Genomic DNA, 26,468 nt, shown 5'->3' on the forward strand with positions numbered 1-26,468 from the left:
TAGCACTCCAGAACACCGAGTGCTAATGCTATTATTAAATTATCAAATCCTATTTTCTTTGTCAATAAACAAGCTCCAGGTCACTATTTTCCAATAAAAATTGTGCAAAGACATCATTTCCAAAAAGAATTCCTTCATCCGTTAACTTAATATATTGTTGATCCTCTGCCAACCATCCCTTTTGTATTAAATTGCTAACGGTTTGGCCATAAAGCTTGTTATAGGTAAAACCAAATTTTTTCTCAAAACTACTTTTACTTACCCCTTCAAGCTTTCGTAAGCCAAGGAAAAACTCTTCCTCAATCTGTTCCTTTAGTCCTATCTCCTCTGTTGTTAAGACTGGCATACCATTATCCAAAGCTTTCTTTATATAGTGTGGCAGTGGTCTAATATTTCCAATTCGCTTTCCTGGTAAATAGCCATGTGCACCTGCACCAAATCCATAATAATAATCATTGTTCCAATAGGTTAAATTATGTTGACTTTCATAACCCTGTTTAGCAAAGTTACTAATTTCATATTGATATACATCATTTGCCTGCATGGTGTCTTTTAAAATGGTGTACATTTCAACTTCAGCTTCTTGTGGTGGACGATGAAGCTGTCCCTTTTTATAACGTTGGTAAAAAATTGTCTTCGGTTCAATTTGTAATGCATACGTTGAATAGTGAGGTAAATTAAACGTCATTGCTTCTTGTAAGGATTTCTCAAATTGGTTTACTGTTTGATTTGGTAAAGCATAAATGAGATCAAGACTAATATTGGAAAAATGCTGTTGCGTTAATAAATCAATCGTTCGATAGACATCTTTCACCTTATGAATTCGCCCTAGTTCTTCTAACATCTTGTCATCAAATACCTGAACACCTAAGGAAATTCGATTAACACCATAAGACTTCAACAATTTTATTTTATCGATATCAAAGTCTCCAGGATTTGCTTCTATCGTAAACTCCTTGCAATTTGCTATATCAAATTTTTTATAAATAAGATTCAATAATGACCGTAATTGCTCGACAGTTAATGCAGTTGGCGTTCCTCCGCCAACATAGATGGTTTTAACATACGTCTTCTCATTAGGGATATTTTGATTTATTTCATTCGCTAACGCTTCAATATATTCGTTTGCTGCTGCTTCATTATAAAAGAATTTTGTAAAATCACAGTAATGACAAAGCTGTTGGCAAAACGGTATATGAATATATACAGAATTTATCATCGGTTTCTCTCCTACTTTGAAAAGAAAAGAGATAAACCTTTAGCAAGTAACATGCATCAAAGTTTACCCTTTTTCCTTTCCCACTATTTTAATCATCATTCATTTCTAATACTGCCATAAATGCTTCTTGTGGCACCTCCACAGAGCCGACCATTTTCATACGCTTTTTCCCTTCTTTTTGCTTTTCTAATAATTTTCGTTTCCGGGAAATATCTCCACCATAGCATTTTGATAATACATTTTTTCGCATAGCCTTAATGGTCGATCGTGCCACAATTTTATTGCCAATTGCAGCTTGAACAGGCACTTCAAATTGTTGTCTTGGTATCAAATCCTTTAATTTGTCAACAATGTGCTTGCCACGTTCATACGCAAAATCTCGATGAACGATAAATGACAATGCATCAATGGTTTCCCCATTCAATAAAATATCCATTTTAACTAAGTTTGATGGATGGTAGCCAATTAAATCATAGTCAAAAGAAGCATATCCTTTTGTTTGAGATTTTAGTTGATCGAAAAAGTCATATACAATTTCTGATAACGGAATATGGTAAATGACATTAACACGTATATCATCTAAGTACTCCATATCCATAAACTGGCCACGTTTCTTTTGCGCAATTTCCATCACAGCTCCAACGTAATCGTTCGGAACCATTATCGTTGCTTTCACAAAAGGCTCTCGCACTTCCTTAATGATTTGTGGATCTGGCATTACAGATGGGTTATCGACTTCAACAGTTTCTCCACTTGTCTCTTCCACTTCATAGATAACACTTGGTGCTGTGGTAATCAAGTCAATATTAAATTCCCTTTCAATACGTTCTTGAATAATTTCCATATGCAGTAAACCTAAGAACCCACAACGAAAACCAAAACCAAGTGCTTGCGATGTTTCGGCTTCATATTGTAAAGAGGAATCATTTAATTCCAATCGTTCAAGAGCTTCACGTAAATCATTATACTTATTAGAATCAACTGGGAAAAGACCACAAAATACCATTGGGTTTAACCGGCGGTACCCTGGAAGTGGGGTATCTGCTTCGTTCTTTGCTAATGTAATCGTATCCCCAACACGTGTGTCCCCAACATTTTTAATGGAGGCAGTCAGAAAGCCTACATCCCCGACTGTTAATTCATCCTTATTAACTGGTTTTGGAGTGAAAACACCAAGGTCATTCACTTCAAATTCTTTACCAGTTGCCATCATTTTAATTTTATCGCCTATTTTGACAGCACCATCCTTTACACAAACATAAGCGATTACACCTCGATACGGATCATACAATGAATCAAAAATAAGTGCTTTTAAAGGTTCTTCACTCTCACCTTGTGGTGCCGGTATATCAGTCACAATCCGTTCCAGAATTTCCTCAATTCCGATATTGTCTTTTGCTGAAGCTAGAATAACGTCATCTTTATCTATCCCGATAACATCCTCTAACTCTTGGGCTACACGCTCTGGGTCTGCATTTGGTAAATCAATTTTATTAATGACTGGAATAATTTCTAAATCATTATCCAATGCAAGATACACATTCGCAAGCGTCTGTGCTTCAATACCTTGAGCTGCATCAACAACTAAAACAGCACCTTCACAGGCAGCAAGACTACGGGACACTTCATATGTAAAATCAACATGACCTGGTGTATCAATTAAATGGAAGGTATATTCTTCCCCATCTTTACTTGCATATTGTAACTGAACTGCATTTAGTTTAATTGTGATGCCACGTTCCCTTTCTAAATCCATTGCATCTAAAAATTGTTCTTTCATTTCTCGTTGTGTTAAAGCTTTCGTATTCTCTAAAATACGATCAGCTAACGTAGATTTTCCATGATCAATATGTGCGATAATGGAAAAGTTGCGCACATTTTTTTGTTTTTTCACCATTAGTGATGTCACTCCTACATGTCAAATACACGACGTTAAAAATGTTCATAACTAGGATTGATTATAGCAATTGCACATGATACATTCAATTAATAATGATTTTTTCTTTTAGATTGGCAAAATGCTTCATTTTTTTATCACTCTTTAGGGTTAAAAAAACAGTTGTGAAACTTGATACATAATTTGAACAATTGCTTCATAAAAGCCTTTCACAGCTGTCTCTAAAAAAGTAGCCATTTTTTGAGTGAAATGAGTTGGTTCTTCCACTTCAATGGCTCCTACGGTGTTTGTTACATCCTCTTTAGTCGGTTGTTCTACCAATTGTTGCTCATCAGAAATAGCCTGGGATTCCTGTTCATATGGAGGTATGATCTCTTCCTGGTTCTCCTCTGCATATTGGTTTTCTTGACCCATACCAAAGACCATACCTGACAGAAAAAATACCGCTAACAATAAAATGACAATAAAAGAGCGTACCATCACCATTCACCTCGTTTCACTTGTATCTACTTTTTCAGCATCCCAATAGAACTCACTGAATACTTCAGCTAATGCATCTGCTGAACGATACAATTCATCCATGTTATTATCAACACCGCCCAATTCGAATAAAATGGCATTATCTGATAAATCTTGATTATAAACACCATTTGATTGTGGACCACCCTTTGGTTCAACACCCCGGCTTAGTCCTGGGTATTTCTCTTCCATTAATTTGTGTAGTTGTGATGCTAACTTAGCATTCTGTTCATAGTTAGCGCTATCTTCGCCTACAACCATCATAATTCTTGCATAACTTTTTCCATTAATTTCTTTTGTTGTTACATCTCTTCGCTGAGAGTCTCGGTGTATATCAAAAATATATTGAATATCCTTATTACTAGAGAATGCTTCTTGAACTACTTCTCTAGAAGCATTATAAGCTTGGCCATAGCTCCAACCTTTATTATTTAAAACTGTCATAATATCCGTATCATCTATTTGGGAACCAATCCCATATTTCTCTAATTGATCTTTTAGCCGTTCGTTTACCATGGTGATATTTACTTCACTATGCTGTGCAAGGTCTGGATCTTCCTCATCTGGTAAATGTGGTAAAAATGATTCACGATTATGTGTACTGTAAATAAATACGACATTTCTTTCACCAGTGGTAGGAGTATCTTCCCGATTATCCGTATGATCTTCTTCATCTTCCTCTATGGTTATTTCAGCTTCTCGATCTTTTAAGACATCTTCTAGTGGAGGGCTAGATTCATATGTTAGATTTGTATAATTTGTTCCTTCGCCTGCTACAATGAGTTGATTGTCATAAATGGAGAAACCTGGAATTTCCCGTCCTAATAAACTTCTTGGATCATTTGGCTTCATACTTGTTGTCATTTGAAACAAGGTTGTCGATAATTTCGGTACTGGCTGATCTTCTGGGTATGCTTCTTGAAAAGCTCTATTTTCCATTCCAATTAAATATAAGAAGGTAGAACTATCGATTTCATTTGTCCATTGTTCAATCGTTTGAGATGAAAAACGATAGGCGGGCTGGATAGTTGTAAGGATACTAATAAGTACAAACAAACCAACCACTGCAACAATATAAAGACCACTTCTTTTATATAATGGACGTATCATCCGAATGATGTCACTTTTTAACATATTATGTTTTTTCATTGTTCCACCCTTTCTGAAGGTTTAAATCATATAGTAAAATCTATGACACCCCTTCAGAAAGTAGAACAATGAATTAATCAATTTAATAGAGCTAACGAGATTTTGTTTACCGTGTATAGGAGGATAAGTTTTCTACATCAACCTTCTGGTGTAAGGAAGCGTTAATGCCAGATGCTATTAAATTTGCCATATCTTTCATAAATCCATCTACCTCTTTTGGCGTTACCATTAAATTATGACCGATTGGTGTTAAAACCTCTTTAATAAGTGATCTTTTTTCTTCATCAGAAAGTGTCCCCACCATTCCCATAAAGGTCTTTCGCTTCTCTTCATCTGGTAAATCCTCTTCTGTGAATTCCTTACTTCCAAAAGCAAAACTAGCTGGAGCTATCGATTTGGAAGGTCTATCTTTTTCCTTCCATTCTCTACCAAAATGTTTCAATAGAAGATCTATCGTATCACTTGTTATGGTAACTGCGTCAACAACAGTCGGAACCCCAATAGCAATAACTGGAACACCTAACGTATCGCGACTTAATTCTTTTCGCTTATTTCCAACCCCAGAACCTGGATGGATACCAGAGTCTGATAACTGTATTGTTTCATTTACTCGTTCTATTGAACGTGAAGCTAGTGCATCCACAGCAATCACAAAATCTGGATTAAATTTCTCCACGATACCAAAAATAATATCGCTTGTTTCAATTCCTGTTACCCCCATTACTCCTGGTGTAACAGATGCGACAGAACGATACCCTTCTGATACACTTTCATATTGGAGCTGAAATAAATGACTTGTCACCAAAATTTTCTCAGCGGTCATAGGCCCTAATGCATCAGGTGTCACTTGCCAGTTACCAAGGCCAACAATTAATCCTGTCCCATTTTCAGGTATTTCATTTTTCTTTAACAATTCTTCTAATTCTTTTGCTAAAATTTCTGCAGCAACCTCTTGTTTTTTGGTATCTTGTCGTTTTACCCCATCTGCATAAATCGTTACATAAGACCCTGGCTTTTTATTTAATAATGCTTCTCCCTCCGCTGAAATATCAACATATGAAATCTTAATATCATTCTCTTGGCGTTCTTTTATGGTAACGCCTTCTATTTCTTCTTCTTTTTTTGCTTCCTTTTCAACATACATATCTTTCGCTTCTACCGCCAAGTCTGTTCGTACTTGATAATTATCTTGTTCATTACGCATAAAAGACACCCTTTCAAAACTATAATTACCTTCGTCAGGTTCTCATCATTAGACTTCACATAATCGCGCCAAAACATACAACATCGCAGACTTCAAACAATTTATCATCAGTTATAAAAAGAACCTTCAATTTATACAATTTTCCTTTTCTGTGCAGAGAGTAGTTTTTTCCGTCGCATCATGTATATTATGTGCAGTAGTTAGGATATGCACACTTAGCTTCGCTACGGAAATCAACGGCTTTAATTTGCTGCGCATAATACATCTACTATTCATTAAAGTGTATACTTAAAAAAGCAAGGATCTTATAGAAAACAGCTTTTATTTAAATACCAATAAATAAAGTTATTGAAAACATAACAAGCCTTTGATAAAATATGTCTTGCTGATATTCACAAAATTGTTCCTAGATGCGAAGAACGTTACGTTTTCACATTGAGGTAGTTAGACCGTTTAGAAACGTAGTATAAGAAATTGACATTTTCTCGTAATGTAAGACGTTATGATGTCGAGTTTTCTTCTAAGGAGGTGAAAGAATGGCTAACATTAAATCTGCAGAAAAGCGTATTGATGTAAACAATAAAAAACACGCTCTAAATAACTCATTTAAATCTGACATGCGTACTCAAGTGAAACGTGTTGAGAAACTAGTGGAGGCAAATGATGTAGATAATGCTAAAACAGCATTAGAAAAAGCTGTGAAAAAGATCGATAAAGCTGTACAAAGAGGGGTTATTCATAAAAATAATGGTAATCGCCAGAAATCCCGTTTAGCTAAAAAAGTAAAAGAAATTAGTGCATAAGGAACAAAAAACAAAAACGATCCGGATTATGGATCGTTTTTTTTTACTTATATTATGTCATATAGTAATAATTCAAATGCTAATTGTTTTTCCATTTCTCCTCGTTTAATTTGGGTATCCGCTTTAGTTAAGCGATCCATAATATTTTCCAGTTTTTCTTGTGTGAACATTTTTTCTCTATTTACTGCTATCTTGATAACATATGGGTGTACGCCTAATTGTTTTTGCATTTGAGACTGACTGTATCCTTTGTTTTTCAGTAATTTCACACGGAGTATCGTACGAAATTGGAATGCTAGTAAAGCAATCAATGCTATTGGCTCTTCTTTCATTTTTTCTAAGTCCTTATAAATTGATATTGCTTTATATAAATCTTTATCAATGACGGCATCAACTAATCGTAGGGATGAGCTATTTGGAGAATGGGATATCATTGTCTCCGCTACTTCTTTTGTAACAATACCATCTTTACCTACATAAAAGGCTAATTTAGTTAATTCGCTTTGTAATAAATTCAGATCACTTGAAAATTCTGCTTCAATCATCTCGAATGCGTCAGGTTCAATCGAAATCTCTAAGCTTTCTGATAATTGTTTAATCCATTTACCTACCTCATATTCCTTGATCGGACTACAATTCGCCAATAATCCATGCTTCTTTAGTGATTTACTTACTTTTTTTCGTTCATCCATTTTTTCAAACGGTCCTATTAATACTAAAATGGAATAATCAACTGGATTTGCGACATATTGTTCTAACGCTTGGACATCATGTTCAAATGGTAATTTGTCTGGTTTAGGCTTTAAAAAAGTTGGGTTATAAGCGAATATTAGTTTTTTTTCTCCAAAAAATGGATAGGTTTCAACATCTGCTATCACTTCTTGAATTGGTGTTTCCTCTAGGTCATATGTAGTAAGATTATCTCTTTCATTGGCTGGTAAAACCACTTTTGTTATTTCGTCTTTTAATTGTTGTATGAAATATGATTCCGTTCCATATAATATGTACACTGGTACAATTTGCTTTTTTCTAACCTGCTGCATAACTTCCATATAAGTTGCCATGATATTTCACTCCAATTATTTTCTTTTCAAAACCATTACATAAACGTTTAACGGGGTCTTTTTGTATTATTAATGGTAAAACGGAATAATTGGAATAGCAAGTACTATGTAGAGAAAGAGGAGGGGGATGTTCCTTAGTACACACCATTTAAGATCCCCTCCTCGGATCTATATTAACGTTTAAAGCTCAGACCTAGGAACTGAACTTTAAACGATGTTTGCTGTGTACTTATAGATTTTCCATTTATGTTTAAAGTATAGATGTAAACTCTTGCTAGTATTGGATATCATTCATTTTGTAGTGTACAAGTGGATTTTTTTTCTGTTTTATTTTATACTTGATTTGTATAGGAGGGGTAAAAATGAATGAATTTGAACAAGATGTGCAATCAAAAAATAATGATGTTGTAGACTCGATTAAAGGGTTTGTATCCTCGTTTGTATTCTTTTTGTTAATTTTTACAATTGGTGTCGTTATAAGTGTTATTGGTTCGTAAGTTTAATAATACATAGGAAGTGTGTGCTAAGAGACTGCTCCAACAGTCTCTTTTTCGTTTGTCTAGAAATTATAATACCCGTGAATAAGTTATTACAGCAACAGGATACAAATTGCTACATCAGAGATATACCGCACGATAGTTTTGGTAAAACGTACGTGTGCATAGCCTGCTAAAAGGCCACTTGCTCTTTTGTATTAATCGCTTTCTCACTAATACCTTATGGTAAATACTTAAAAAATGTTCCATCTTCATCTTTAAATTGAAATTGCACCGCTCCATCTATATCTGTACGAAAGATACGTACCCCCTCTTCATGAAGAAGAGTCAAAACATTGTTTGTCGGGTGCCCATACCGATTTTCAATACCTACAGAGATCATAGCAATAGAGGGGTCAACCGTTTCTAAAAAGGAATCCTCTGTTGAGGTATCACTACCATGATGAGCTACTTTTAACACATCAACACGTAAATTGGGATATGTTTGAATTAGCTCTTTTTCCGTTTCTTTTCCAATATCACCTGTGAAAAGCCATCTTTTCCCACCTAATGTGGTGTATATAACTAACGAGTTTTCATTTGGGTCTTGTTTTGAAACTGCGGGTCCCAAAATAAAAAATTGGTGTTCTCCAATAGCAATACGGTCGTTTTGGCCCATTCTTACTAGCTGCGTCTCGTTATTTCCCCATGTTGTATCATCTTCTGGATAAAATTGACTAACAATCACTTTTTTTACAGAAAAATCGTTCATTAAATAAGAAACACTTCCATTATGATCGGTATCCTCATGCGATATAAAAATAGCGTCAATTTGTTGAATTCCCCTAGAGTGTAAATACGGTTCAATAATCTGTTCTTTAACAGTAGAGGTAGGCTCTCTATCTTCAAACGAGAATGTAGATCCAGCATCAATAAGGATGACACCTTTACGATATGGCAACTCAATTACAAAAGCATCACCTTGTCCTATATCAAGCATCGTAATGGATCCCACATTAGAAAAATAGGGCTTTACCAAGAAAACACAGATCAATACAAGCTTCATGCAGCCATATGTGAAAGCCCTGGTGAGCTTTCCTTTCTCCAGACTACTCATAAAAAATAGCAATAACCCGTAATAAAGAATAACCGTAAAGCCTGGTAATGGACCTGAGACCCATGGGAAGTATGCTAGTTGATCGACGCGCTCAATAAAATTAATAACAAATGAATGGACTATAACAAAAAATGCATCCATTAAGGTGACAATCCATTTAATAGGAGAAAGGAGCAATACTAAGAATAGAAATGGAATAACAAAAAATGAAAAATAAGGAACGATAACAATATTCAATAAGATAGATAACGGCTGGAACGTATAAAAATAAGAAAACTGAAATGGCAGTATCATCATCTGTGAGATAAAACTTATTTTAGCAATGGTCCATACAGAAGATTGACTTTGTCGAATCCAATTTTTTGATAAAAGTAGTCCTAACGTTACAGCAAAAGATAACTGGAATCCAACATGATAGACAATATAGGGATCAAAAAGAATTAGTATCATCATCACAATACTAAGCACATCTGTAACACTGAGCCTTAATTTAAACTGCTTTAATATAATAAAGAGCATAACCATCATACTAGCACGCCAGACAGAGGGTTCCCCTCCTGCAATAAGTGCATAGCATGGTAAAAATAGTAAAAGTATCCATGTTGCTTTCTCTCTAGTTACCATTCCTAATTTTATTAAAAGAAAGTAAAATAAGGTGATGACTAAGCCAACATGAAGGCCAGATATTGCTAATAGATGGGACAAATTCCATCTACGAAATAAATCAATCACGTTTTCATCAATCAAAACATCATTCCCTAATACAAGTCCATTTAACCAAGCTGATGTTTCTACACTAGTCATGTCACTTATATAAGAAAATAATTTATAGCGAAGATCGTATAGACGACTGATTGAAGAAGCTCCTGTACATTGAATATCCTCTAATGAGTCTAGGGTCATTTGATACGTAATTCCGCGGGATAGTAAGTAGGTTTGATAATCAAACTGCCCGGGATTACGACTAGACTCGGGAAGTTCTATTTTTCCATTCACTACACAGTTCGCACCATATGTTAATTTTTTTCTGTCAATGGAACTGATTAATTCGTTATTTGAGAAAAAATACGTAATAAGAAAGACTCTATCCGTGTTATTTTCATGAAGGACAAGATCAATTTTGTTATTTGTTTCATCAATCGAACTTTTGATTTTGCCGTTAATGGTAGAATTATTCGCTGGAGTTGTATATTCAGTGGGCGTGATGACGGGAATATAAAAGAGAAAAAAGAGGAAGAAGGCTAAAGATAGTATAATTTGTGTTTTCCCTAGCCATTTAAATAAATATAAGTAACCAAACCATACGAGCAAAGGAACAATAATCCACTTGTTTTGTGACAAAACACAAATGATACTTCCTACAACTGAAATAGCTGGCAAATGCCAATATCCATTCACTGGCATTTACCCTTTAGGATCTTTGTATATCAAAGATCTGTTCTGCTTTTTCTTGTAATTTTTGAAATTTAGCTGGATCTGTTGTGTCTGCCAGTTCATCCAATAATTCATTAACATACGATAATTTTTCATCATGATTTCGTTCAACGGACACTTGTGTTAGTTCTACTTTACTTGTATGAACACCTGCTTCGTTAAATAGTTCAATTGCATAAGGGTGATTTCGATAATCATTGGCATAATAAACTGTCTTAATACCTGCTTGAATAATTTGTTTGCAACATTGCAAACAAGGAAAATGAGTTACATACATTTCTGCATCCTTTGTTGGTACACCAAATTTAGCACATTGTAATAGAGCATTTGCCTCAGCATGTACCGTTCGAACACAGTGACCATCAATCACATAACAACCTTCATCAATACAATGAACACCGCCTGATACACTACCATTATATCCGCCAGCAATAATTCGTTTTTCTCTTACAATCGTTGCACCAACCATTAGCCTGGCACATGTACTACGTAACGCTAACAAGTTGCTTTGTGCCATAAAATATTGGTCCCATGAAATTCGCTCCATGACTGTATCTCCTTTTCGTAAAATAAGAATATATTTTTTATTCATAACGTTAACTGTACTCTATACTGTTCATTAGTGTACAACTCCCTATCAAAACCGTCAATCCATTATGGAAGTTGAATCATTTCTCTAATTGTTTCAAGTGTCTTCTCACCAATTCCAGTAACATTTAATAACTCATCTGCCGATTGGAAGTAGCCATTTTCTTCACGATATTGAATGATTGCTTTAGCCTTTGTAGGCCCAATTCCAGCTAAACCTTCTATTTCTTCTTGTGTTGCAGCGTTTAGATTAACTTTATCCGAACCTCCACTTGAAGTAGATTCAATAGATTGGCTTGGTTGATCTGTAATATTGGGAACAATAATTAACATCTCATCCTGTACTTTTTGAGCAAGATTGACTACTGTTTGATCTGCATCTGGTGTGAATCCTCCAGCTAAAGCAACGGCATCATTTACACGAGCATTTCGCTTGAGTTCGTACACACCTGGTGTTTTCACTTCCCCTTTTATATCCACAGTAACCATTTCTTCTATTGCTTCAGTTGGATTATCACTTTCGTTTGAAGCCAATTCGATCGGATCCATCTCTTGTAACTCACCATTTTCACTAGAATCAGGGGGAAGCCATAATAATAACAATACGACAGCAATTACAATAATGAAAAAAATACCTTTCTTCAGTAACTCATTCAAATGGGATCACACCTTTTGAGGAAAAGCCAATGCTTTTTTATTTTGAGGAGTATGTAGAAAAAACGAGGAATTTGTCAAAATTTTATTTCTTATATTATAACTGTTTGTTTTTAATTTTGCAAATACTCCAACCACAAAAAAATCGAGATTATCACGCTCTCGATTTTTTTTCGGCAACTATAAAAATCCTCTCTGCCTTCTCATCTATTGTAGTATTATAAGTGGAAAAATCGTTGTAAACTGACAAATTATAAAAACCTGCTTCCTCTAACAAATGTTTATACACTATTATTGGATAGGTTCGTTGATGATGATATTCCTCAAAACGTTGGTAAGAGCCACTTTCCATTTCAACAAAAAAGGTCAAATCATGATACATTTCTCCTCGTTGATCTCCTTCAATACAAAACCAAATATAAGATACCTCATCTTGAACATCAGCAAATGTTTGATTTACATAAAAATTCTCGACATGATTGATAGAATGAATATCAAATAAAAGTAAACCACCTGGTCTTAAGATTTGCTCGATTTGCTGGAAAACAACCTGGAGATCATTTTTATCTGTAATATAATTCATAACATCACAGTAACTAATAGCTACATCTATGTTTTCCACCCCGTTTATATCACGTAAATCTTGCTGAATAAATGTGATAGGAAGTTGTTCTTTACTTGCTCGATGCTCTGCTGCCGTTAACATATTAACAGAATTATCGATCCCGATCATTTGGTATCTTTGTTTTGCCAATCTGGCCGTTATTTGACCAGTTCCACATCCTAAGTCCACTATCTTTTCTGGCTTGACTTGATATTTCTTTAACACCTCTTCTGTAAACGTAACCCATGCATCATATGGTGCGTCTTCCATTAAACGATCATATAACGATGCCATTTGTTGATATGCCATTGGTCACCCTTCTTGTCCAACACTTAAGGGCACACGTATTGCATCTCCCCATAAGCGTTCTAAATTATAGTAAGCACGCTCATCCTTATGGAATATATGACAGACAATATCCCCGACATCTACTAATACCCAACGAGCTTCTTCCAATCCTTCTAAACGTTTCACATCAATGCCTTTTTCTTCTACCGCATCTTTAACTGCACGAGCAATAGCTTGAACTTGTCGCTCATTACCCGCATGACATATCAAAAAGTAGTCTGCCACTAAAGAGACATCTTTCATATCCAGTGCAACAATATCTTCTGCTAGTTTATCATCACAAGCTTCTGCTGCAATTTCTAGAATTTCTTTATAGTCCATCAATCATTACCTCCATTTAATTGTCTGGTTAAATCATTGTAGGCGTGAAAGGTATCAGGATAAATTGTAGCGTTTTTTTGCATTAAAAAGTTAATCGTATTTCGTGTCGCTAACCAAGAAGCACGATATAGATCATGATGTACAATATCACGAACTTCTTGAACACCTGGAAAGTCCCTGCCTGGTTCACTATAATCCGCTATAAAAATAATCATTTCTAACATACTCATGTTGGCTTTTCCCGTGGTATGGTACCTTATTGCTTGTTGTACATCAGAATCGTTTATTCCGTGCTCTTGCTCTAATAATAAAGCACCAGCCGGTCCGTGCCAAAGTTCATGATGATAGTCCAATAAATCCTTAGGCAAATTGCTGGTAAGGATAGATCTTTTTAGTTCTTCCTTTGGTCGATATTTTGCATAATCATGTAGTATTCCTGCCAACTCTACTTTTTCTTTATTTACATTATATGTTTCTGCCAACTCTAAAGCTGTTTGGGTAACACGTAACGTATGTTCAAAACGTTCCTCCGTTAACTGAGGTTTCACAATCGATATCGCTTTCTCTTTATTCATACAAATGCTTCTCCTTAATATAAGCTTCTACCTTATCAGGAATAAAATATCGGACTGACTGTCTATTGGCTAAACGTTTTCGTAATCCTGTGGAAGATACTTCAATCGTTGGTACACTCACTTCTATTATCGGATAATTTGTTTTCAAATCATGCTCATACCGCTTAACACCGATAAATTTGACCAATTCCATTAATTGGTCAATGCTTTGCCATTTTGGTAAATATTCCACCATATCAGCGCCGATTATAAAATAAAATTCTTTATCAGGATGTTCATTCTTCAGTATTTTCATTGTATCAAATGTATATGATTTCCCTAAACGTTCTATTTCAATGGTATTTACAACAAAGTTTGGATTATTCTCCGTTGCAAGTCGAACCATTTTGACACGATCTTGTGCATCAATTTTCGCTTTTTCCTTATGTGGAGGGATATTAGAAGGCATAAACCATACTTGTTCCAGTGACAATGCTAAGCGTACCTCTTCAGCGATAATCAGATGACCAATGTGTGGTGGATCAAAAGTTCCTCCTAAAATACCAATTTGTTTCAATGTAATAATACCCCTTTATGGTAGCTCGATTTCTTTATGTTCTGTTGATTCCTTATATAATACAATATTATTCCCGATAATCTGGACAACATGGGCCTGTGTCCCCTCTGCTAGTTGCTCTGCTACAACACTTTTATCTTCTAAACAGTTTTGCAAAATACTCACTTTTATTAATTCACGCTTTTCTAAGGCCTCATTAATTTGGTTAATCATATTTTCATTCACACCAGTTTTTCCAACTTGGAAAATTGGTTTTAGTTGATTCGCTTTCGCTCGCAAAAAACGCTTTTGTTTACCTGTTAACATTTTATCTTCCTTCCAATTGTTTTTGTAATGGTTCTTTGAGGTCTTCGACAGTTATTTGTTTTCCTGTCCATATTTCAAAGGCATGTTGAGCTTGATACAAAAGCATTGTATGCCCATAATGAACAGATGCCTTCTTTCTTTTAGCTATCTGTAACATACGCGTGCAAATTGGTTGATAGACAATATCACTCACAATACTCGATTCCGTAACTTTCTCTGGAACCATTATGATCTCATTATCATTTGGTTTCATTCCAACAGATGTTGTTTGAATAATCAAATCATACCCATCCAATCCGTTTTTCACCTTGTCTAAGGAATATATTGTCGTTTCAGTAAAAGTATTTCCCAATTCTTTAATTTGTACAGCATGGTCTGTGGTACGATTTGCTATATCAATATAATAAAATCCATTTTGCACTAATGCATCGTATATTCCTCTAGCAGCACCACCTGCTCCTATTAGGATAATTCTTATCGATTTATTTAAGAATATGTCAGGATAGGCATCCCTTAGTGAGCGGATATAACCACTTCCATCTGTGTTATAACCTATCCACTTTCCATTTCGGCACGCCACTGTATTAACTGCTTCAACACGTTTTGCAGTCGAGTCTACTTCATCTAAGTGTCTCATAATAGCTTGTTTATACGGCACAGTAACATTAAATCCGTCAAGTTGTATACCTTTTAGCTTTTCAATCTCCCTCGAAAAAGATTCTACTGGGATATTATACAGTGTATAAGTACCTTCTAACACTGCTTTTTTTAACAAGTTCTGATGTATCCATGGTGATAAAGAATGAGAAATAGGATGGCCTACTAGACCTAAGGAATACGCCATTTAGTTCCCTCCTACAATAAGGATGATCGTACAGAAACAGAAACGCCTTTTGGGCTGTGTGCAATTACTGTACAATCCCCATCTAAAATCCGTACCCAACCAAGACCTGGGAACACAATATCGACATTTGAATCAGTTAGTTTAAATGTATGTTGTTCTAATTCAGGTAAGTGTTTCAATGTTTCATTATTTGGTGGTGACAGTAGTTCCCCCTTATGTACTTCATATAAGGAATCAGCTTTTTCTAGTTTTGTTCGGTGTATCGAAAGATCATTGGAAAAATAACAAACAAACGATTGTCTGTCTCCTCTTATAAAATCTAGGCGAGCAAGCCCCCCAAAAAACAATGTTTGGTCACTATTTAATTGAAAAACTCTAGGTTTAATTTCTTTTGTTGGCGTTATTATTTTTAAATCTTCTTTCGATACATAATGGGCCATCTGCGCTTGATTTACAATTCCTGGTGTATCAATTAATGCCGTATCATCATCTAAAGGAATTTCGATAAAACCTAGTGTGGTTCCTGGGAAATATGAAGTTGTTATCACATCATTAGCTCCTGTAGATTGTTTAATTAATCGGTTGATAAATGTCGATTTGCCGACATTTGTCGTTCCAACAATATAAACATCCTGTCTGTCTCGAATCTCCTCCATGGCCTCGGTTAATTCTTCAAACCCATACCCTTTTGTCGATGAAATTAAAAAAACACCTTTTACTTTGACCCCTAATGAGTTTGCTGACGCTTGAAGCCATTGTTTTAATTTATTTCGATTCGTTGATTTTGGTAGTAGGTCCATTTTATTCCCGACTAAAAGTATCGACTTATCGCCAACAATCCTAGGTAAACTTTTTAGCATCGTTCCATCAACATCAAAAATATCAATAATATGAACCACTAAACCATTGGTATCCGCTATACTACTGACCATTTTTAAAAAATCATCATCGGTCATGTCTATATCCTGAATTTCATTATAATGCTTTAATCGAAAACAACGTTGACATAATATTGTCTCTCTATTTAATGCTGCTTGTGGTGTATAGCCAGTTGCCTTTTTGTCCGATGTTTGAATGGTCACACCACATCCCTGACATTCTATTGATTCCATCCCTATTCCTCCCAGTTAATTTGACCTTTTTTACGCATATATGCTAAAATTCGTCGCTCAATTTGTCGATTGATTCGAGTTAGTTTTCCATCCGTTTGAACGATTGGAACAACGAGGATCGTATGAAATCCAGCAATATTTCCCCCTAACACATCTGTTAGAATTTGATCTCCAATAACGACTATTTCACTTTTTTTTAGGTTCATTTGCTTCGCTACTAATTTAAAAGCTCTACTTAAGGGTTTCCTAGCACTAAATACAAATGGTGTACCTAAAGGTTCCGAAAATATTTTTACCCGCTCTCGATTATTATTCGAGATGATGGTTACTTTGATACCATGGTTTTCCATTAACTCAAACCATTTAACAACTTCTGGAGTTGCGTCTTTTTCATCCCATGCAACGAGCGTATTATCTAAATCTGTAATAATTCCTTTAATTCCTTTTTCCTTTAATAAATCTGGATGAATTTCAAAAATACTTTTTACATGCTCATTCGGCAAAAAATGTTTAAACAAACCTTCCACCTCTTTATGACATTCGACAATTTATATGATTTCTATTTCCAATAATTTACTAGTTATGGAATACTTTACTTTCTTTATCCTATCTCATCTTTCATTATTTATAAAGTATAATCTTAATCACGGTAGATTTCCGAGGTTAGGAATATTATGATGGCTTTCGATATATGTAGCATCTTTTAAATTGTTTATTAAATGGAAGAACTTTTTTAAATATAGAAAAAACGACGCTGAAAACAAGGGATCTTTCCGTATACTCTGTTTTTATCCATGTCGCATAATCTATATTATATGCAGTAAGCGATGTTTAGAGTGTTTACCCGTTCTGGAAATACACTTCGCTTTCACCAGGGGCATAAGTGCGACATCTGTTCAAACTATTCGTTTTCACAGTGTCTTCTTTACCGCGGGTGGCTGATGAGCCTCTTTGGGCTAGCGCCCTGTGGGGTCTCACCGATCTCCTACTTCCCGCAGGAGTCTTCGTGTTTTTTCTCCGCCAGATTTGAGAAATGTTAATTCTTATCATTTATGTTACTAATAGGATAATTATTTGACGTATTTTCCTGGTGGAGTCTAGCATTTTACCCTTATTAGAAAAATTTTCAGGCACAAGTAAGAGAACCCCAAGAGACGCATTTATTGGGTGATATCACTACTGGATTAGAGCAACAAAACAGTGGAGGCAGAATACGTAGACTCCTATGGAAACAACACGTGTCCGAAGACCCCGGAAGAAGCGGTCTTTGCTTCTGAGGAGGCTGAGGCCGTGTCCATGGAAAGCGAAGTATTCTGCCGGAACGAATTCGCATGCTTGACCCTTATTGAATGAGCAAAAGCGACTGTCCAAAGTGGAAATCAACGGCTTTAATTTATTGCGCATAATGCATCTTATATGCAAGACATTCCTTACTAGAAAGAAACAATCTTTTAGAAAACAGCCAAAAACAACAAAAATTGCTAAATGAACCTTTTTCAAAGAGTTTGATCCACTGACAACCTTCCTTATTTTCAACTACAATACTACTTTCAATTATAAACGGTTATAATTTCATCACAAGAACTTCGTAAAAATATGTCTTTTTTGCGAAATTATGCGAAAAACCGTTCGACAATTCCCTACATTTTTTGCATTGTGGATAAGTTTATTCACAAAAATAGTGCTTTAATACCAACATTTTAAAGTAGTCGATTAATGATTATGCACAAGTTATCTACAGGGTTATGTAGATAACTCAAATCTTGTTCAACCTATCATTTCATGGTAAATTAAACATAACGTAAGCTTACTAGAGTAACGAAGTAAGGAGGGCTGCCAAAATGGAACATTTATCAGATGATTTGCTAATTGAAGCTTATTATAAAGCAAATGAATTAAATTTAAGCCCTGATTTTCTATTATTAATCAAAAAAGAAATTGAAAGACGGAATCTAACAAACAAAATAAAACAATCAAGTTAGCTTATCTGGAAAAATCAATATACGTACTTGTGATCTTAAACTCTTGTCATTTTATAAAATGGTAGGGGTTTTTTATTTTTTCCAATGAGAACTTTGTGTTAAGCTATCCTATGAATAAATCTTTTTTATGCTATAGTGCTCCAAATGAACATTTATTACATATCCTTAGCTAGATTACCCTTTTTTTCATCTTACAAATATAGAAGAACTTATACGAAACATATTAAAAAAAATGTTAATTGATTACACTAAATCTTAATGATAATAAACCAACCATCATATACTTAACATAGAAATATATCCCCAGTTCCAAACATCCTAACATTCATAATTTAAGGAGGAAATTAAATAGATGATATTCGCAGTTTTTTTACCACTTCTCTTTGCCTTATTTGTTCCATATATTAGTAAGATAAAGGCTAAAGTTCACACAGGTATTTTTGTACTAATTATTCCTATCCTTATTTTCCTTTATTTTATACGTTTTATCGGTACCGATTTTTCACCAGTTACCGAGACAATTAGCTGGATTCCATCACTTGGTATAAATCTTACATTTTACTTAGATGGATTAAGTCTACTATTTGTTTTACTCATTAGTGGGATCGGGTCACTTGTTGTCCTTTATTCCATCTATTACTTACATAAATCAGAACGTTTAGGACATTTCTATGTTTATTTATTAATGTTTATGGCAGCAATGTTAGGTGTAGTCCTATCTGATAATGTTTTTGTACTCTATATGTTTTGGGAATTAACTTCTATATCATCCTTTTTATTAATTGGATACTGGCATTATAATCAGCGCTCTCGTTATGGTGCACTTAAGTCCATGTTAATTACCGTATTTGGTGGCTTAAGTATGCTTGGAGGATTAATCCTTCTATCTGTGGTGACCAATACAACTAGTATTCAATCCATGATCGCGATGAGTGATGTTATTTTAAACAATGATTATTTGCCACTAATTTTAACTTTATTGTTATTAGGAGCTTTCACGAAATCAGCGCAATTCCCTTTCCATATATGGCTACCAGATGCCATGGAGGCACCTACACCAGTTAGTGCTTATCTCCACTCGGCAACAATGGTAAAAGCTGGTATATTTTTAGTTGCTCGATTCTCACCTATTTTTGCTGGTTATGAATGGTTCTTTATAATTGTTAGTATATTTGGTATCGCTACATTATGCTGGGGTTCCTATATGGCTGTAAGGCAAACGGATCTAAAAGCAATCCTCGCCTTTTCCACTATCAGTCAATTAGGAATGATCATGGCAATGCTTGGCTTTGGTACTGAAGTAGCGATTTTTGCAGCTGTTTTCCATATTCTAAACCATGCAACATTTAAGGGTAGTTTATTTATGGTCGCTGGTATTGTTGACCATGAGACTGGTACTCGAGATATACGTAAGCTAGGTGGATTACTAACTTTCATGCCTATTACAGCTACCCTTGCGTTATTTGGTACTTTTTCCATGGCAGGTATACCATTACCATTTTTAAATGGATTTTACAGTAAAGAATTATTCTTTGATGCAACCCTACATTTGAATGAAGGAACACTCCCAATCACAAACTTCCTTGTTCAAATTATTCCCTATTTAGCAGTATTTGGTAGTATTTTTACCTTTGTTTATTCCTTATATTTCGTGTTTGGTGTATTCGGTGGAAAGAAACAAATAGATCAATTACCGAAAAAACCACATGAGGCACCAATTGGGATGCTAGTATCACCAATTGTCTTAGTCCTTGGTATTATTTTAATCGGATTATTCCCAAATATGGTGAATGGTACATTTATTGCACATGCTGCCCAGGCTGTGAGTGGTGTCCCCATTGAAAAAGACATTTATTTCTGGCATGGATTCATCACACCATTCTTTATGTCTTTAGCAGTGGTTGGCATAGGATTTGTTTTATTCCTAACACGTGCAAAATGGGCAAAGGTATATCATGCTGTGCCAGGGAATTTTAGTTTTAATGGTGTATATGATTGGACATTATCGAAAATGGATACTGTTCCAAGTAAAATTACGAATACGTATATGACGGGATCGTTAAGATTATATGCAGCTCTAATATTAAGCACCGTATTTCTTATAACTTTAGGAGCACTACTCCTAACAAATGGATTTACCATTTCCTTTGATAATTTAGCAGAAATTACTGTTTTAGAAATAGCGGTTGTAACGATCATGGCAGTCGCTGCTATCGCGACTATATTTGCAAGACATAACGTTTCAGCAATCTTAATATTAGGTGTTGTTGGATATGGATTGGCCATTTTATTCGTTATTTATCGTGCACCTGACTTAGCGTTAACACAGCTTGTTATCGAAACCATCACTGTTGCATTATTTTTACTATGTTTTTACCATTTACCAAATCTACGCTCCCCAAATGAACAGACAGGATATAAATTTACAAATGCATTGATTGCAATTGGTTTTGGTGCATTAATGACGGTAATTGGAATTGCAGCACATAGCAGTAAATGGTTTGATACCATTTCGGAATACTTCCTTGAGACATCCTATAAACTTGGGGGAGGAGATAATGTAGTAAACGTCATATTAGTAGATATGCGTGGTTTAGATACATTGTTTGAAATCGTCGTATTAGGTATTGCAGCTCTTGCAATATTTAGCCTCATTAAGCTAAAACGAAATAAGGGGGCGGAATAAGATATGGAGATCGTCACATCTATTTTAGCGGGGCTTCTATTCGCTACTGGTATATACAATTTATTGCAAAAACAATTACTTCGTATCGTTATTGGAACAACATTGATATCACATGGAGCACACTTATTTATCTTAACAATGGGCGAACTAAAACGGGGGCTTCCGCCTGTTTTAACAGATGGAATAACCGAATATAGTGATCCGTTACCACAGGCATTAATATTAACCTCGATCGTTATAAGTTTTGGTACGACAAGCCTGTTATTAGTACTAGCGTATCGTACTGCTAAAGAAAATAATACGGATAATATGGGACAATTAAGGGGTACTGAAAATGAGTAACTTAGCCGTTTTACCAATCATCCTTCCATTACTATTTGGAATTATATTAGCTCTGACACACAACCGAATACCTTTATCTCGATTCCTAACCAAAACCTTTACCATCATTAATTTAGGTGTTGTATCATATATCACTTTCCGTGTTTTTAACCAAGGAACAATCACTTTAGAAACGGGAGGATGGGAAGCACCATATGGTATTGTAATTGTTGCTGATTCACTTGCAATGCTGCTTGTATTAACGACAAATATCATCGCTGTTGCATGTGCTTTTTATGCACCACATTCTTTATCAGAAAGACAGGAGAAATATTATTTTTATCCCTTTTTCCTCCTGTTAATCACCGGTGTATCAGGAGCATTCTTAACAGGTGATTTATTTAACCTATTTGTTTTCTTTGAGGTTCTTTTAATGGCTTCTTACGGGCTAATTGTACTTGGTGGAGACAAGGTTCAATTACGTGAATCCATTAAATATGTGATCATTAATCTATTCTCTTCTATGTTATTTGTTACGGCTGTTGCATTTTTGTACAGTGTTGTGGGGACAATTAATATGGCACAAATTGCAGAGCGGGTGCAAGAAGTTGAACAACAAGGAATTCTTACAACAATTGCAATTCTATTCTTCTTTGTTTTTGCAACAAAAGCGGCTTTATTTCCGCTTTACTATTGGATGCCAAAATCCTATATTGTTCCAAATCCAGTCGTTTCGGCTCTGTTTGGTGCATTATTAACAAAGGTTGGAATCTATTCGATATTACGTATGTTCTCACTTATTTTCATCCATAATATAGACTTTACACACCCATTGTTTATTTGGATTGCAGGTCTCTCTCTCATCTTTGGCGTGATTGGTTCCATTTCAACCAACAACGTCAAATTAATCGTCGCATACAATATTATCCCGGCAGTAGGTTTTCTTATAATGGGAATTGGTGTTTTTAATGAAGATGCATTAAGTGGAACCATTTATTATCTTGTGCATGATATGTTTATTAAAGCAGTGTTATTTTTAATTGTTGGAGTAATTGTTTATGTTGCAGGGACATCTGATCTACGCAAGATGAATGGGTTAATTAATTATTATCCTTTATTAGGTTGGCTACTATTTATTTCTGCTTTTGTATTAGCAGGTATTCCACCATTTAGTGGTTTTATAGGCAAATTATTATTATTAAAAGGGGCATTATCAGTTGATGAAGTGATTATTGTATTAATCGCGTTAATTTCAAGTCTGCTGATTCTGTACTCTATTATGAAAATATTTATCAATGGTTTCTGGGGAGAAAAACAAGAATCAGATAATATTAAATTAAAATCTACAAAAGGTTTTATGGGTCCGATAGTATTTCTATTAGAATTTTCTGTTATGCTAGGTATTGGAGCGGAATTTGTATATCCGCCTATCGCATCCATATCTGAGTATTTACTTAATCCTGAATTGTATATTGATTCTGTATTAAAGGAGTAGACCACTATGGCCTTTCAAATTGTTATTAACCTAATAATAGCGTTTATGTGGATGTTTTTAAGTGAATCCTATACAACACCTAGTTTTATAGTTGGGTATATACTAGGGCTTCTCTTATTATTTCTGTTAAACCGATTTATCCCAGATACATTCTACTTAAAACGTTTGTTTAGAATTGTAAAGCTATTAGTATTATTTGTGAAGGAATTAGTTGTATCTAATATTGATATTGTCAAACTAGTTTATAGCCCGAAACCAACATTTGAACCAGGAATTTTTGCCTTACCAACGGATTTAAAGAGTAATTGGGAAATTACCTTATTAGCCAATTTAATTTCATTAACACCTGGTACATTATCGGTTGCTATTTCAAGTGATAATACACATATCTATATTCATGCAATGGATATTGACGACATTCATGAATCCATTAATTCGATTAAAGATACATTTGAAAAAGCAATCATGGAGGTGACGCAATGACAAGTGTTCTACAAGCCACCGAAACGTTTTTAGACATTGCGGTATGGATTTCGCTAATAGCTATAGGCATTTCTTTATTATTGCTATTATACCGAGCTATTCAAGGCCCTACTAATCCTGATCGTGCTGTTGCATTAGATGGTATTGGTGTTAACTTAATGGGGCTAGCAGCCTTAATATCGATCATGATCGTCACAACAAAGTTTAATGATGTGATTCTTTTAATTGGGATACTTCTTTTTATTGGTACACTTGCCATCGCAAAATATATTGAAAAGGGTGCTTTAATTGATAGAGACATGGATTAACATAATCATGAATATCATTATTATAGTACTATTGTTAGCGGGGACGTTTTTCGTATTATCAGCCTCGATCGGGGTAATACGGTTTCCAGATGTTTATACCAGATTACATGCTTCGACAAAGGCGGCTACCTTAGGGGTTGCTAGTATTTTGATTGGCGCTTTTCTATTTTTATATGGCTCACACAATATTATAAGTGGAAAATTGTTGTTAGCCATATTCTTTATCCTTTTAACAGCACCAGTATCTGCACACATGATTTCACGAGCAGCACATCATGTTGGCATAAAACCTGTTACGAATAATCGAACAGATGCATTTGAAAAAGCAAAAGCAAAAGAATTAAACGAAACGAAGTAAAAAATGATCTTGGAAAAGGTCATTTTTTTTATTTTTAGCCAAAGCTGTTTCTAAAGGAGTGTTGCTTTTTACATTCTTTGTTGTTTTTAACGTATGTGGCTGGCCTCTTTCTTATCATTGCTATTGCTAATATAGCAGTTGATTGGAGCGTAGGACAGTCGACTCCTGCAGGAACAGCACGTGTCCAGACCTGAGCAGGAAGTGGTCTTCTTCTGATGTCTAGCTACAGCGCCTACCCCCTCGAGGTCTTAAGTCAATCCTCTTTGTGGCAAAAAGCGCCACGCCGAGGCTCGGCTTAAGCTTGTCGGGGGTGGCCAAGGCGCTTCCGCTTTTCTAAAAATGTCTAGCTACGACGGACAGGACGTCCTAGTGCCGATAGACATAAGGACGTGGCGTTTTCATCGGCCAGTGCCTACCCCCTCGAGGTCTTAAGTCAATCCTCATTACGCGCAAAAAGCGCCACGCCAAGGCTCGGCCTAAGCTTGGCAGATAAGAAAGAAAACGTTCTTACTGCATAAGTGCAACTAAGGCTTTCGGCACTTGGCGAAAAGCCAAGTTTTCTAATCGTGGGTGACCAAAGCGCTTTTAGCTTCTCTAAAGAGGAGGCTGAGGCCGTGCCTGCGGTAAAGAAGACACTGTGAAAACGAACAAGTTTGAACAGATGTCGCACTTATGCCCATGGTGAAAGCGGCTGCCCGGTGCGGAAATGAATGGCGCAATTTTCGACGCATAATATATCAACTATGACGTTAAGAAACATCAAAGTATGTGAAAGGCACTTTTACCAAAAACGATCATCATGAATTCATCATTAATGATCAGAGGTTGTGTTGTTTTTTCTGGAAAGTTGAAGATAAAGATAACAGTATTGTCTAAATTATGATGGAATTCGAACCATTTTGACCTAAAAAAATACATAACTTCTTTTTTTGGACAGACACAAAATGAAAAGACGCCTCATAAAGATAAGGTATAGGCAAAAGCCCAGCCAATCTTTTAGGAGGTGTATCTGTTTGTCAGGAATTTTAACGGTTCTGGCACTATTAATCAAAGAAGCACTCTTTTTCGTATCTTATGTAAAAAATCATGCATTTCCGCAACCATTACCACAAGAAGAAGAGAAAAAGTACATTAAAGCCATGCAAGAAGGTGACGAAACAGCTAGGAATAAGTTGATTGAACATAATTTAAGACTTGTCGCACATATCGTGAAAAAATTCGAAAATACAGGGGAAGACACAGAAGACCTCATTTCCATTGGTACAATTGGGTTAATAAAAGGGATTGAAAGTTATTCACCTGATAAAGGAACCAAACTGGCCACATATGCTGCGCGTTGTGTGGAGAATGAGATACTGATGCATTTACGTGCGCTCAAGAAAGTAAAAAAAGATGTTTCTCTCTATGATCCCATCGGACAGGATAAAGAAGGTAACGAGATTAGCCTAATGGATATTTTGGAAGCAGAAAATGAGAATATCATCGAATATGTGCAACTTAACATGGAAATTGACAAAATGAAGGAATATCTAGCTATTCTGGATAAACGTGAAAAGGAAGTAATTATATTGCGTTATGGTTTAGGTAATCAAAAAGAAATGACGCAACGAGAAATCGCTAAAAAATTAGATATTTCACGTAGCTATGTTTCTCGAATTGAAAAACGGGCACTAATGAAGGTATTTCATGAATATTATCGAAATGAACAACAAAGTGATTAAAAAAAAGCGCGTTACCACAAAGCGAAACGCGCTCCTAATCTTGTAATTCTTTTCTAATTCGTATCGTTTTATATAGAAAAATGCTTGCAAGAACAATGAGAATCAATGATAGCATATATAAGTATGGACTATGATGGTTTGGCTGAATATACGTATTAATAATAGCACCCATATACAAATAACTCGCGAGTATTAATAACGTAACAAGGAAACGTTGATAATCTTTCAATTTTAATAATAAATCATCCTTATTCACGTTCATAATTACCTTCTCCTTTTCTACTAGTAAAAGGCTTATGCCATCTGCTATGGTATAAGCCTTTA

29 protein-coding genes are annotated in these 26,468 nt (G+C 35.2%); 10 read left to right on the plus strand and 19 right to left on the minus strand.

The window, feature by feature from the left end; translation table 11 throughout:
- Positions 1 to 61 precede the first annotated feature (61 nt).
- From hemW to gpr, 5 genes are all read right to left on the minus strand, one after another.
- On the minus strand, positions 62 to 1,219 hold the full coding sequence (gene hemW, locus GHC26_RS04385) for a radical SAM family heme chaperone HemW (protein WP_163970051.1): 1,158 nt from the start codon (positions 1,217 to 1,219) through the stop codon (positions 62 to 64).
- Between the two features lie 88 nt (positions 1,220 to 1,307).
- Positions 1,308 to 3,116, minus strand: a complete 1,809-nt coding sequence (gene lepA / locus GHC26_RS04390; protein WP_163970052.1) for a translation elongation factor 4 — start codon at positions 3,114 to 3,116, stop codon at positions 1,308 to 1,310.
- 150 nt (positions 3,117 to 3,266) lie between these two features.
- Complete coding sequence (locus GHC26_RS04395) at positions 3,267 to 3,596, minus strand: hypothetical protein (protein ID WP_163970053.1); 330 nt, start codon at positions 3,594 to 3,596, stop codon at positions 3,267 to 3,269.
- A gap of 6 nt (positions 3,597 to 3,602) precedes the next feature.
- Complete coding sequence (gene spoIIP, locus GHC26_RS04400; protein WP_226376845.1) at positions 3,603 to 4,784, minus strand: stage II sporulation protein P; 1,182 nt, start codon at positions 4,782 to 4,784, stop codon at positions 3,603 to 3,605.
- Positions 4,785 to 4,890: 106 nt separating this feature from the next.
- Entirely contained in the window at positions 4,891 to 5,988 is a 1,098-nt protein-coding gene (gene gpr / locus GHC26_RS04405) for a GPR endopeptidase (RefSeq protein WP_163970054.1), read from the minus strand.
- Positions 5,989 to 6,524: 536 nt separating this feature from the next.
- Between gpr and rpsT the strand changes: the two genes are divergently transcribed.
- The gene (gene rpsT / locus GHC26_RS04410; protein ID WP_163970055.1) at positions 6,525 to 6,791 is read left to right on the plus strand and encodes a 30S ribosomal protein S20; all 267 of its coding nucleotides are present in this window, start codon (positions 6,525 to 6,527) and stop codon (positions 6,789 to 6,791) included.
- 47 nt (positions 6,792 to 6,838) lie between these two features.
- Here rpsT and holA read toward each other — a convergent pair whose 3' ends face one another.
- Both holA and GHC26_RS04420 read right to left on the minus strand, forming a co-directional pair.
- Positions 6,839 to 7,855, minus strand: coding sequence for a DNA polymerase III subunit delta (holA, locus tag GHC26_RS04415; protein ID WP_226376846.1), 1,017 nt, complete (start codon positions 7,853 to 7,855; stop codon positions 6,839 to 6,841).
- Positions 7,821 to 8,003, minus strand: a complete 183-nt coding sequence (locus GHC26_RS04420) for a hypothetical protein (protein WP_163970056.1) — start codon at positions 8,001 to 8,003, stop codon at positions 7,821 to 7,823. Before GHC26_RS04420 ends, holA begins: the two co-directional genes overlap by 35 nt.
- Positions 8,004 to 8,217: 214 nt before the next feature.
- Between GHC26_RS04420 and GHC26_RS04425 the strand changes: the two genes are divergently transcribed.
- Positions 8,218 to 8,352: a YqzM family protein gene (locus GHC26_RS04425; protein ID WP_163970057.1), complete on the plus strand. Its 135-nt coding sequence runs from the start codon at positions 8,218 to 8,220 to the stop codon at positions 8,350 to 8,352.
- Positions 8,353 to 8,572: 220 nt separating this feature from the next.
- On the opposite strand, the gene GHC26_RS04430 is transcribed toward GHC26_RS04425, so the two are convergent.
- The 11 genes from GHC26_RS04430 to GHC26_RS04480 all read right to left on the minus strand — a co-directional run bounded on the left by GHC26_RS04430 (position 8,573) and on the right by GHC26_RS04480 (position 17,308).
- Entirely contained in the window at positions 8,573 to 10,846 is a 2,274-nt protein-coding gene (locus GHC26_RS04430) for a DNA internalization-related competence protein ComEC/Rec2 (protein ID WP_163970058.1), read from the minus strand.
- A 13-nt stretch (positions 10,847 to 10,859) separates the two neighbouring features.
- Positions 10,860 to 11,429: a ComE operon protein 2 gene (locus tag GHC26_RS04435; RefSeq protein ID WP_163970059.1), complete on the minus strand. Its 570-nt coding sequence runs from the start codon at positions 11,427 to 11,429 to the stop codon at positions 10,860 to 10,862.
- A gap of 107 nt (positions 11,430 to 11,536) precedes the next feature.
- Complete coding sequence (locus tag GHC26_RS04440; RefSeq protein WP_226376847.1) at positions 11,537 to 12,127, minus strand: helix-hairpin-helix domain-containing protein; 591 nt, start codon at positions 12,125 to 12,127, stop codon at positions 11,537 to 11,539.
- A gap of 151 nt (positions 12,128 to 12,278) precedes the next feature.
- On the minus strand, positions 12,279 to 13,037 hold the full coding sequence (locus GHC26_RS04445) for a class I SAM-dependent DNA methyltransferase (protein ID WP_163970060.1): 759 nt from the start codon (positions 13,035 to 13,037) through the stop codon (positions 12,279 to 12,281).
- 3 nt (positions 13,038 to 13,040) lie between these two features.
- Positions 13,041 to 13,397, minus strand: coding sequence for a ribosome silencing factor (rsfS, locus tag GHC26_RS04450; RefSeq protein ID WP_163970061.1), 357 nt, complete (start codon positions 13,395 to 13,397; stop codon positions 13,041 to 13,043).
- Complete coding sequence (gene yqeK, locus GHC26_RS04455) at positions 13,397 to 13,972, minus strand: bis(5'-nucleosyl)-tetraphosphatase (symmetrical) YqeK (protein ID WP_163970062.1); 576 nt, start codon at positions 13,970 to 13,972, stop codon at positions 13,397 to 13,399. The genes rsfS and yqeK overlap by 1 nt, the downstream gene beginning before the upstream one ends.
- On the minus strand, positions 13,965 to 14,528 hold the full coding sequence (locus tag GHC26_RS04460) for a nicotinate-nucleotide adenylyltransferase (protein ID WP_163970063.1): 564 nt from the start codon (positions 14,526 to 14,528) through the stop codon (positions 13,965 to 13,967). The genes yqeK and GHC26_RS04460 overlap by 8 nt, the downstream gene beginning before the upstream one ends.
- A gap of 15 nt (positions 14,529 to 14,543) precedes the next feature.
- Positions 14,544 to 14,834, minus strand: coding sequence for a ribosome assembly RNA-binding protein YhbY (gene yhbY / locus GHC26_RS04465; RefSeq protein WP_163970064.1), 291 nt, complete (start codon positions 14,832 to 14,834; stop codon positions 14,544 to 14,546).
- 1 nt (position 14,835) lies between these two features.
- Positions 14,836 to 15,678, minus strand: a complete 843-nt coding sequence (gene aroE, locus GHC26_RS04470; RefSeq protein WP_163970065.1) for a shikimate dehydrogenase — start codon at positions 15,676 to 15,678, stop codon at positions 14,836 to 14,838.
- A gap of 11 nt (positions 15,679 to 15,689) precedes the next feature.
- Complete coding sequence (yqeH, locus tag GHC26_RS04475; RefSeq protein WP_163970066.1) at positions 15,690 to 16,790, minus strand: ribosome biogenesis GTPase YqeH; 1,101 nt, start codon at positions 16,788 to 16,790, stop codon at positions 15,690 to 15,692.
- A 2-nt stretch (positions 16,791 to 16,792) separates the two neighbouring features.
- Positions 16,793 to 17,308 carry a YqeG family HAD IIIA-type phosphatase gene (locus GHC26_RS04480; protein WP_163970067.1) on the minus strand — a complete coding sequence of 172 codons (516 nt, stop codon included), beginning with the start codon at positions 17,306 to 17,308 and terminating at the stop codon, positions 16,793 to 16,795.
- Positions 17,309 to 18,631: 1,323 nt separating this feature from the next.
- Here GHC26_RS04480 and sda point away from each other — a divergent pair.
- The 8 genes from sda (at position 18,632) to sigK (ending at position 26,144) form a co-directional block, all read left to right on the plus strand.
- On the plus strand, positions 18,632 to 18,772 hold the full coding sequence (gene sda, locus GHC26_RS04485) for a sporulation histidine kinase inhibitor Sda (protein ID WP_163970068.1): 141 nt from the start codon (positions 18,632 to 18,634) through the stop codon (positions 18,770 to 18,772).
- 352 nt (positions 18,773 to 19,124) lie between these two features.
- Positions 19,125 to 21,458, plus strand: a complete 2,334-nt coding sequence (locus tag GHC26_RS04490; RefSeq protein ID WP_163970069.1) for a Na+/H+ antiporter subunit A — start codon at positions 19,125 to 19,127, stop codon at positions 21,456 to 21,458.
- A 3-nt stretch (positions 21,459 to 21,461) separates the two neighbouring features.
- Positions 21,462 to 21,800 carry a Na(+)/H(+) antiporter subunit C gene (locus GHC26_RS04495; protein WP_163970070.1) on the plus strand — a complete coding sequence of 113 codons (339 nt, stop codon included), beginning with the start codon at positions 21,462 to 21,464 and terminating at the stop codon, positions 21,798 to 21,800.
- The gene (locus GHC26_RS04500; RefSeq protein ID WP_163970071.1) at positions 21,793 to 23,274 is read left to right on the plus strand and encodes a Na+/H+ antiporter subunit D; all 1,482 of its coding nucleotides are present in this window, start codon (positions 21,793 to 21,795) and stop codon (positions 23,272 to 23,274) included. Before GHC26_RS04495 ends, GHC26_RS04500 begins: the two co-directional genes overlap by 8 nt.
- A 6-nt stretch (positions 23,275 to 23,280) precedes the next feature.
- Positions 23,281 to 23,757: a Na+/H+ antiporter subunit E gene (locus GHC26_RS04505; protein ID WP_163970072.1), complete on the plus strand. Its 477-nt coding sequence runs from the start codon at positions 23,281 to 23,283 to the stop codon at positions 23,755 to 23,757.
- The gene (locus GHC26_RS04510) at positions 23,754 to 24,065 is read left to right on the plus strand and encodes a Na(+)/H(+) antiporter subunit F1 (RefSeq protein WP_163970073.1); all 312 of its coding nucleotides are present in this window, start codon (positions 23,754 to 23,756) and stop codon (positions 24,063 to 24,065) included. The genes GHC26_RS04505 and GHC26_RS04510 overlap by 4 nt, the downstream gene beginning before the upstream one ends.
- 7 nt (positions 24,066 to 24,072) lie before the next feature.
- Complete coding sequence (mnhG, locus tag GHC26_RS04515; RefSeq protein ID WP_264175951.1) at positions 24,073 to 24,423, plus strand: monovalent cation/H(+) antiporter subunit G; 351 nt, start codon at positions 24,073 to 24,075, stop codon at positions 24,421 to 24,423.
- Positions 24,424 to 25,436: 1,013 nt separating this feature from the next.
- A complete protein-coding gene (gene sigK / locus GHC26_RS04520) occupies positions 25,437 to 26,144 on the plus strand; it encodes an RNA polymerase sporulation sigma factor SigK (RefSeq protein ID WP_163970075.1) in 708 nt (235 codons plus the stop codon).
- A gap of 34 nt (positions 26,145 to 26,178) precedes the next feature.
- Here the strand turns inward: sigK and GHC26_RS04525 are convergent, their stop codons facing one another.
- Complete coding sequence (locus GHC26_RS04525) at positions 26,179 to 26,406, minus strand: YrhC family protein (RefSeq protein WP_163970076.1); 228 nt, start codon at positions 26,404 to 26,406, stop codon at positions 26,179 to 26,181.
- Positions 26,407 to 26,468: the final 62 nt, after the last annotated feature.

It is taken from the genome of Oceanobacillus halotolerans (assembly GCF_010993955.1).
GTDB lineage: Bacteria > Bacillota > Bacilli > Bacillales > Amphibacillaceae > Oceanibacillus_A > Oceanibacillus_A halotolerans.